Origin of the sequence: Mycobacterium sp. (genome assembly GCF_049673265.1) — a bacterium.
Lineage (GTDB): Bacteria > Actinomycetota > Actinomycetes > Mycobacteriales > Mycobacteriaceae > Mycobacterium.
Map to the genome: position 1 here is coordinate 1 of NZ_JBATXN010000045.1, position 7280 is coordinate 7280.

The window sequence follows — 7280 nt, forward strand, 5'->3', positions numbered from 1 at the left end:
GGTTCGACGAGTTGGTGTCCGACGCACTCGACTTGATCCCGCCGCAGCTGGCCGCCGTGATGGACAACGTGGTGGTGCTGGTCGCCGACCGTGACCCCGAGGAAGCCGAACTGCTCGGCCTATATGAGGGTGTGGCGTTGACCGAGCGTGATTCCAACTACGGCGGTTCGCTGCCCGACACCATCACGATCTACCGCAACGCGCTGCTGGACATCTGCGACGACGAGGACGACGTCGTCGAGGAGGTGAAGATCACCGTGATTCACGAGATCGCCCACCACTTCGGTATCGACGACGACCGGTTACACGAACTGGGCTGGGGCTGACCAACTTCAGTAAGGATCGCGCGGGCGCGGCATCCCGGATCTGTCGGCGATCGGTGCTATGAACGGCGCATGGACACCCACTGCCGCGACTGCCGGGCAGGGCTAGAACACTGTCACGGCACGATCATTCGCCACTGGTTGCATCGGTCGGAGTGCACCGAGGATGGCTGTACCAGCCCGGAGCTGATGCCGCACGCCTTCGTCGTCGACTGCGACGCAATCGCATGCCGCTGCGCGGACGTGGACGCGCTCGCCGTCTGATCTACCCCATCGGGTCGGTAGCCGACTCGACCGCGTCAGCCACCGGGGTGGCGTCAGGCTCCGGGTAGAACGGCGGCGTCAGGCTCCCCCACTGCACGCAACTCCAGCGCCCGTCGGTGATCGGCGCCAGCACCACCGCCTCGGTGTTGTTGAGGTGATGATCCAGCACAAAGCTGCTTTCCACCCCGGCCAGCACGGCGGCCGCCAGCCGGATCGCGGCGCCGTGACTGACGACGACGATGTCGCTGGTCCACTCGTCGTCGTCGAGGTAGCGCAACCGTAGGTCGGTCAGCACCGGCGTGTAACGGTCCAGCACGTCGTTAGCGGTCTCGCCACCCGGCAGCGGCACGTCCCACTCGCCTTCATGCCAGCGCTTGTAGATCGCGTTGAATTCCGCGACCGCATCGTCGTCGCTGCGGTTTTCCAGCTCACCGACCTGCACCTCGTGGATGCCCGTCACCTCGCCGGTCCGCACGTCGACCTCGGCGCTGATCTCGGCCGCGGTCTGCGCGGCGCGGGTGGCCACCGAGTGCAGCAACAGCCCGGGCCGGCTCAGTCCCTCCCGCGCGAAGGCTCGCGCCTGGTCGCGGCCCAGCGGCGTCAGCTCGGACCCCGGCGGTCGGGTGTCTAATCGACGATCGACGTTGCCGAAGGACTGACCGTGTCGCACCAACACCAGGCGACCGCTCATCGCGCCGACCCCTCATCGGTCGCGCCGTCGCGGATCTGCGCCAGCCAGCGCGACGCCTCGTCCAATTGCGGCGGCGCCGCGCCAACCAGCCCTCCGGTCGGCCAGGATCCCAAGTAGCGCACATCGGTACAACGCCGGTGCAGCGCCTTGAGTGCCTCGGCGACCGCGTCGTCGTCGATGTGGCCGACGCAGTCCAGGAAGAACATGTAAGTGCCCAATTCGGTTCGGGTGGGCCGAGATTCGATGCGGGTCAGGTCGATGCCGCGGATACCGAACTCGGCAAGCGCCGACACCAAAGCGCTCGGGACATTGGCGATCCGCAGCACCACCGACGTGCGGTCGGCGCCGGTTCGGGCCGGCGGGGTCCCCGGCGGGCCGACGAGGACAAAGCGGGTGCACGCGTTGGCTTCGTCGACGACGCCCTCGGCCAACGCCGACAACCCGCGCTGGGAACCGGCCAGCGGCGAACTGACTGCGGCGTCGACATTGCCGTCGGCGACTTGCTGCGCGGCATCGGCGTTGGAGTTGGCCGGGCGCAGTTCGGCGGCGGGCAGATGGGCCGCAAGCCACCGCCGCACCTGCGCGGCGGCGACCGGGAAGGCCGCCAGCGTGCGCACTTCGGCGGCCGTGCGGCCCGGTTGGACGACGATGTTGAACGCGACGTCCAGCGTCAGCTCCGCGAAGATCTGCAGCGGTGTGCCAATGGCCAGGCTGTCCAGGGTGGGCATCACCGAGCCGTCGATCGAGTTCTCGATCGGCACACACGCGTAGCCGGCCGCGCCGTCGCGAACCGCATCAAGAGCTGCCGACGTGCTGTCGACCGGGATCAGCGCCCCGGCCGCGCCGTGCTGCGGAACCATGCCGGCGTCGATCATCTGCAGCAACGCAGCTTCGGTGAAGGTCCCCTCGGGACCGAGATACGCGATGCCCGCCACGACCAAAACCCTATCGGGTCGTACGTCTTGCGCCGTTCGATCGTCCCTAGTTAAGTTAGGCTTACCTCACTTCCCAAGGATGGTCGACGATGACACTTGCCAACTGCCCAGCGCCGACGACGGCCGAGCGGATCCGCAGCACCTGCGTCCGGGCGGGCCAGGCGTTAATCGCCGTTGAGAGCGAAGCAGGCACTGTGGGCGCCGAACCGGTCATCGCTCCGCTGCACCACCTGCTCGCCGACGGTTCCTTCGCAGTGGCAGTTCCGCTCGACTGCGAAAGTGGAACGCAGGCTGTGTTGGAGTTGGCCGACTACGCGCCGCTGCCGTTGCGCGAACCGGTGCGCTCGCTGGTATGGATCCGCGGTCGGCTCGACCCGGTTCCGTTACCCGAAGTGCGCGGGCTGCTCGACCGGATCGCCGCCGAGCACCCGAACCCCGCGTTACTGCAGGTAGAAACGCTCGAGTCCGGCCCGGTCGCCGAGGGGGATACCCGCTACCGGCTGGCGCGACTGCAGATCGAGTCGGTGGTCGTGACCGATGCGACCGGGGCCGAGGCCGTCGATGTGCGCGCCCTGCTGGCCGCACGTCCCGACCCGTTCTGCGCTTTTGAGTCGTGCTGGATCCGCCACTTGGACACCGCCCATCGAGACGTGGTCGCCCGTTTGGCCGCTCGGCTGCCCGCGCGGCTACGGCGCGGAGACATCCGCCCGCTCGGACTCGACCGCTACGGCGTGCGGCTACGCGTCGAAGGCGCCGACGGCGACCGCGACGTCCGGCTCCCGTTCCGCCAGCCGGTGGACGACGTCACCGGTCTGGGCCAGGCCATCCGGGTGCTGATGGGCTGCCCGTTCGTTAACGGCTTGCGGGCCCGCCGAGACTGACCGGCGGTCCGCCCCGGTTACGGTGGCGAGGTGAGCTGGCCCAGCGGTGACGCCGACGCCGCCGAGCGCACGTTGCGTATCGAGCTCGTCGTCGTGTTGGCTGTGACGTTCGGTCTGTCCGCCGTCACCGCGATCCTGCAGCTAGCCGACTCGGTGTTGCGCAACCTGAGCGCTCAGCGGATACCGCTCAATCCGCGGCGGTCGTACTTCGGCCTGATCGACCTCGGCCTGAATGCGACCTTCGTCGTGCAACTTCTCGCCTGGGGCGCACTCGGCTTATACCTGTTGTGGCGCAGCGGATTTAGTCCGGCCCGGATCGGGTTGGCGCGCTTCGAGTGGCGGGCCGACCTGGGTGGCGGCCTCGGCTTGGCCGCGCTGATCGGCCTACCCGGGCTGGGACTCTACCTCGCGGCGCGGGCTTTACACCTCAACGCGTCGGTCATCCCGTCCAGCCTGGGCGACACCTGGTGGCGGGTGCCGATGCTGCTGCTGGTCGCCTTTGCCAATGGCTGGGCCGAAGAGATCATCGTCATCGGTTATCTGCTCACCCGGTTGGAGCAGCTGGGTGTCGGCTCACGGGTGGCGCTGGTGTGGTCGAGCGTGCTGCGCGGCGCTTATCACCTCTACCAAGGCTTCGGCGCCGGGCTGGGCAATGTCGCGATGGGCCTGGTGTTCGGGTATGCGTGGCGGCGCACCGGCCGGCTGTGGCCGCTGGTGATCGCCCACGGCATCATCGACGCCGTGGCTTTTGTCGGGTATGCCCTGCTGGCCGGGCATCTGCGCTGGCTGCATTGATATGACCAATGCCCCACGCGTGCGACGACCACCGCCGCCCGGCCCGCCACCGCCGCGCCCGCGCCGGCCAAGGCCGCGGCGCAAACGGGCTTGGGGCCAACTGATTTCGCTGAGCCTGGTGGTCATCGTTCTGCTGATCACTGCCGGCATCCTGGGCGGGACGCTGTGGATGGAGACGGCACTGCACCGGGAGCCGGTGCTGACCGACTATCCCGGCCGGCCGGCGTCAGGGCAGGGCAGCACCTGGCTGCTGGTCGGCTCGGACAGCCGCCAAGGCCTCACCGTCGAACAGCAGCGGGCCCTGGCCACCGGCGGCGACACCGGTAACGGCCGGACCGACACCATCCTGCTGGTCCACGTGCCGACGTTCGGATCACGCACGCCGACGACGATGGTGTCCATACCGCGCGACTCTTACGTGCCGATTCCCGGATACGGCCGCGACAAGATCAACGCGGCGTTCGCGATGGGCGGGGCGCCTCTCCTGGCGCAGACGGTCGAGCAAGCCACCGGGTTGCGGCTCGACCACTACGCCGAGGTCGGATTCAGCGGGTTCGCTGGGCTGGTCGACGCGCTGGGCGGGGTCATTGTCTGTCCGGCCGCGCCGATCGACGATCCACTCGCCGGCGTCGACCTACCGGCCGGGTGCCAAAAACTCGGCGGCCGCGACGCACTCGGCTTCGTCCGCTCCCGGGACACGCCGCGCGCCGACCTCGATCGCATGGTCAACCAGCGGCGGTTCATGTCGGCGGTGTTGCACCGTGCCGCGAGCCCGGCGGTGTGGCTGAACCCGTGGCGATGGTATTCGGTGGCGCATGCGGCGGCAGGCGCCCTGACAGTCGACCACGGCGATCACGCCTGGGATATGGCCCGGCTGGGTTGGGCGCTGCACGGATCCACCGTCGCGTTGACGGTTCCGATCGGCGAGTTCACCAGTAGCAGCGCGGGCGCGGTGGCGGTGTGGGATCACGATAAGGCGGCCAAGCTGTTCGATGCGCTAGCTGCCGATCAACCGGTGCCGCCGGCCGTCCTCGAGGATCCGATTTAGTGGACGTCGGCGCCGGTTAGACCGTCGTCGAGCCAGGCCTTGACTCGGCCGGGATGGTGGGTGGCCAGCCATGCCACGCCTACGTCGCGGCAGAATCGGACGTCCTCGTAGTCGTCGGCACTCCAGCAATACAGTGCCCGGCCCTGGGCCGCCGCACGGTCGACGAGTTCGGGATGTTCACGAAGGGTGGCCAGCGACGGCCCGACCGCGGTGGCTCCGATCGTGCTCGCCGCGCTGCTGGCCAGGTATCGATGGCTCCTGCCGAGCAGCACCGTCGGCAGCAGTGGCGCCGCGCGCCGAATGCGCCACAGCGCCGCCGCCGAAAACGACATCACCACCGCGCGGGACCGATCGGCGGACGCGGGCGCGGCGATGCCGAAGCGATGCAGCAGCGCCAACACCTTGCTTTCCACCAGAGCGCCGTAGCGGACGGGATGCTTGGTCTCGACGAAGATCTTCACCGGCCGTTTCCAGTCCAGCACCAGCGCGACGAGGGCGTCCAACGTCAGCAGGCCGGTATCGCCGTGGGTGCCGTCCTCCCGCCAACTACCGTGCCACGCACCGTATTCCAGCTCGCGCAGCTCGGCCAGCGTCATCGTGCTCACCAGACCGGCGCCGCTCGACGTCCGGTCCAGCCGGCGATCGTGCACACAGACCAAGTGGCCGTCGCGGGTCAGCCGGACGTCGCATTCCACGCCGTCGGCGCCCTCCCGAAGTGCGAGATCGTATGCGGCCAACGTGTGTTCCGGTAGTGCGGCTGACGCGCCGCGATGAGCGACTACGAACGGATGGCGAGACACCACCTCGTCGGCCCGCGTCATGCCACTATGCTGCCGGTTCCGCACCCGTCAACTCAACTGCAGGAGCCGATTTCGGCTCAGCTGTCCCGTCGCCGGCAACCACCACCCAGCGATGGGCGGGCCGTTCGACGGGCTTGCGCTCATACCCCTCGTAAACCTTGGCGGTGGCCATCACCGCGATGACCGCCAGCAGATAGGCGACGATCATGGCCACCGTGTTGTTGGCGATGCCTTGAACGTCCTGCGCCCCGCTGGTTACCGAAGCAAAAACCGAAGTCAGGCTGCTTAGCAGCCACAACAGCCACCATCCCCAGATGGTGGCGCGCAGCCGCGGGTAGTTGTCCTCCGTCTTCGCCAACTCGATGACATAGACCAGCGCCCACACCGTGCCGAGCAAGGGCAGACAACAGACCAGCATGCACCCGGCCATCAGCCCCCAGCTCGGTGAGCGCCCGAGGTTTACCAGGATCACCGCGAAGGCGATCGCCAGCACCATCGCGGCCGACGGCGGCAGCAGACAGCCGATCCTCAGCGCCCACGGCGTACGGGTCTCCGACCTACCGCGATGGGCGAAAGCCGCGGCGCGGCGGGCCATCAACCACCGCGTCAGCAGCAACGCGTAGGTGATCACCGCCGCGATCGCGGCCAGGCTGGCCAGCACACTCACCAGCGCGGCCGCATCCGCCACCACCCAATTCAGCAGTGAATTGCGGTTGATGAGCAGCAACAAATAACGCATCAGGTGGACCAGCGCTGCGACGCCCAGCGTCAGCACGGTCGCGAAGAGTGCGCCCCGCACCCTGCTCGGCGGCGGCGCGTCTCGAACCGTCGAACCCCGCCGGGCAGCATCCTGCTCGATGTGATCCTGCAGTCCCCAGCGCGGTATGACCAAGTATCGCGGGGTCGGCCCGAGGGGCCGGCGCCGACGACGTTGGGGTGGCGGAGGCCCGGGACGCACCGCGATCCAGCGATACCCCGGCGGCAGCCGTGGCGGCGTTCGCTTGTCGGCGCTCCACCGCTGATCAACGCTGGGCGTCTCGGACGACGGTGCCAGCAGCGTTCCGCGGCAGCGCGGGCACCACACACGCTGCCGGTCACGGACATTCCAGCGTGTGCCGCACTGGGAGCACACTTGGATCATTGGCGCCGCTCTCCCCCGCAAGCGGGCGGTACCCCCACCTCATCGCTCAGTACCAATTCGTCGTCAGCGCGGATCACGGCAATCAGCCTAGCCGGACGACGATGCAGAGCGCGGAGCGCGATGAGTGGGGGTACCTCCCAGCCGCGGAGCGGCGAGGGGGCGAGTCCGGCAATCAGACCTAGCGGTCAGACGCTGCCGGGACTGCCGTCGTCGGTGACCACCGGACGTCCGGCGTTGGCCCATGCCAGCATCCCGCCGCTGACGTTGACGGGCGCAAACCCCTTGCCGGCCAGATACCGGGCCACTTTCTGCGAGCGCCCGCCAACCTTGCAGACGACGTACAGCTTTGCCTCCGGGTCGATCTCGTTGACCCGGGCCGGCACCTCACCCATCGGGATGTGC

The 7280-nt window shown here is 68.5% G+C and carries 9 protein-coding genes and 1 pseudogene; 5 read left to right on the forward strand and 5 right to left on the reverse strand.

Annotation, left to right across the window (positions count from 1 at the left end):
- Together WBF82_RS01535 and WBF82_RS01540 are read left to right on the forward strand one after the other, a co-directional pair.
- Positions 1-339, forward strand: a pseudogene (locus WBF82_RS01535) (metallopeptidase family protein); the annotation flags it as partial.
- A gap of 56 nt (positions 340-395) precedes the next feature.
- A complete protein-coding gene (locus WBF82_RS01540; RefSeq protein ID WP_424381344.1) occupies positions 396-587 on the forward strand; it encodes a hypothetical protein in 192 nt (63 codons plus the stop codon).
- A 1-nt stretch (position 588) separates the two neighbouring features.
- On the opposite strand, the gene WBF82_RS01545 is transcribed toward WBF82_RS01540, so the two are convergent.
- On the reverse strand, positions 589-1278 hold the full coding sequence (locus WBF82_RS01545) for a histidine phosphatase family protein (RefSeq protein ID WP_424381345.1): 690 nt from the start codon (positions 1276-1278) through the stop codon (positions 589-591).
- The gene (gene pheA, locus WBF82_RS01550; RefSeq protein WP_424381346.1) at positions 1275-2213 is read right to left on the reverse strand and encodes a prephenate dehydratase; all 939 of its coding nucleotides are present in this window, start codon (positions 2211-2213) and stop codon (positions 1275-1277) included. Before pheA ends, WBF82_RS01545 begins: the two co-directional genes overlap by 4 nt.
- Before the next feature lie 89 nt (positions 2214-2302).
- Between pheA and WBF82_RS01555 the strand changes: the two genes are divergently transcribed.
- From WBF82_RS01555 to WBF82_RS01565, 3 genes are read left to right on the forward strand one after another with little or no spacing between them, the layout of a single operon-like run.
- Positions 2303-3094 carry a DUF2470 domain-containing protein gene (locus WBF82_RS01555; RefSeq protein ID WP_424381347.1) on the forward strand — a complete coding sequence of 264 codons (792 nt, stop codon included), beginning with the start codon at positions 2303-2305 and terminating at the stop codon, positions 3092-3094.
- Positions 3095-3124: 30 nt separating this feature from the next.
- On the forward strand, positions 3125-3889 hold the full coding sequence (locus WBF82_RS01560) for a CPBP family intramembrane glutamic endopeptidase (protein ID WP_424381348.1): 765 nt from the start codon (positions 3125-3127) through the stop codon (positions 3887-3889).
- A gap of 1 nt (position 3890) precedes the next feature.
- On the forward strand, positions 3891-4937 hold the full coding sequence (locus tag WBF82_RS01565) for an LCP family protein (RefSeq protein ID WP_424381349.1): 1047 nt from the start codon (positions 3891-3893) through the stop codon (positions 4935-4937).
- On the opposite strand, the gene WBF82_RS01570 is transcribed toward WBF82_RS01565, so the two are convergent.
- The 3 genes from WBF82_RS01570 to WBF82_RS01580 form a co-directional block, all read right to left on the reverse strand.
- On the reverse strand, positions 4934-5758 hold the full coding sequence (locus WBF82_RS01570; protein ID WP_424381350.1) for a glycerophosphodiester phosphodiesterase: 825 nt from the start codon (positions 5756-5758) through the stop codon (positions 4934-4936). The two genes, WBF82_RS01565 and WBF82_RS01570, sit on opposite strands and share 4 nt — an antisense overlap.
- Before the next feature lie 4 nt (positions 5759-5762).
- The gene (locus WBF82_RS01575) at positions 5763-6878 is read right to left on the reverse strand and encodes a DUF4328 domain-containing protein (protein ID WP_424381351.1); all 1116 of its coding nucleotides are present in this window, start codon (positions 6876-6878) and stop codon (positions 5763-5765) included.
- 185 nt (positions 6879-7063) lie between these two features.
- The coding region (locus tag WBF82_RS01580; protein WP_424381352.1) for a rhodanese-like domain-containing protein at positions 7064-7280 on the reverse strand (217 nt) is incomplete at its 5' end.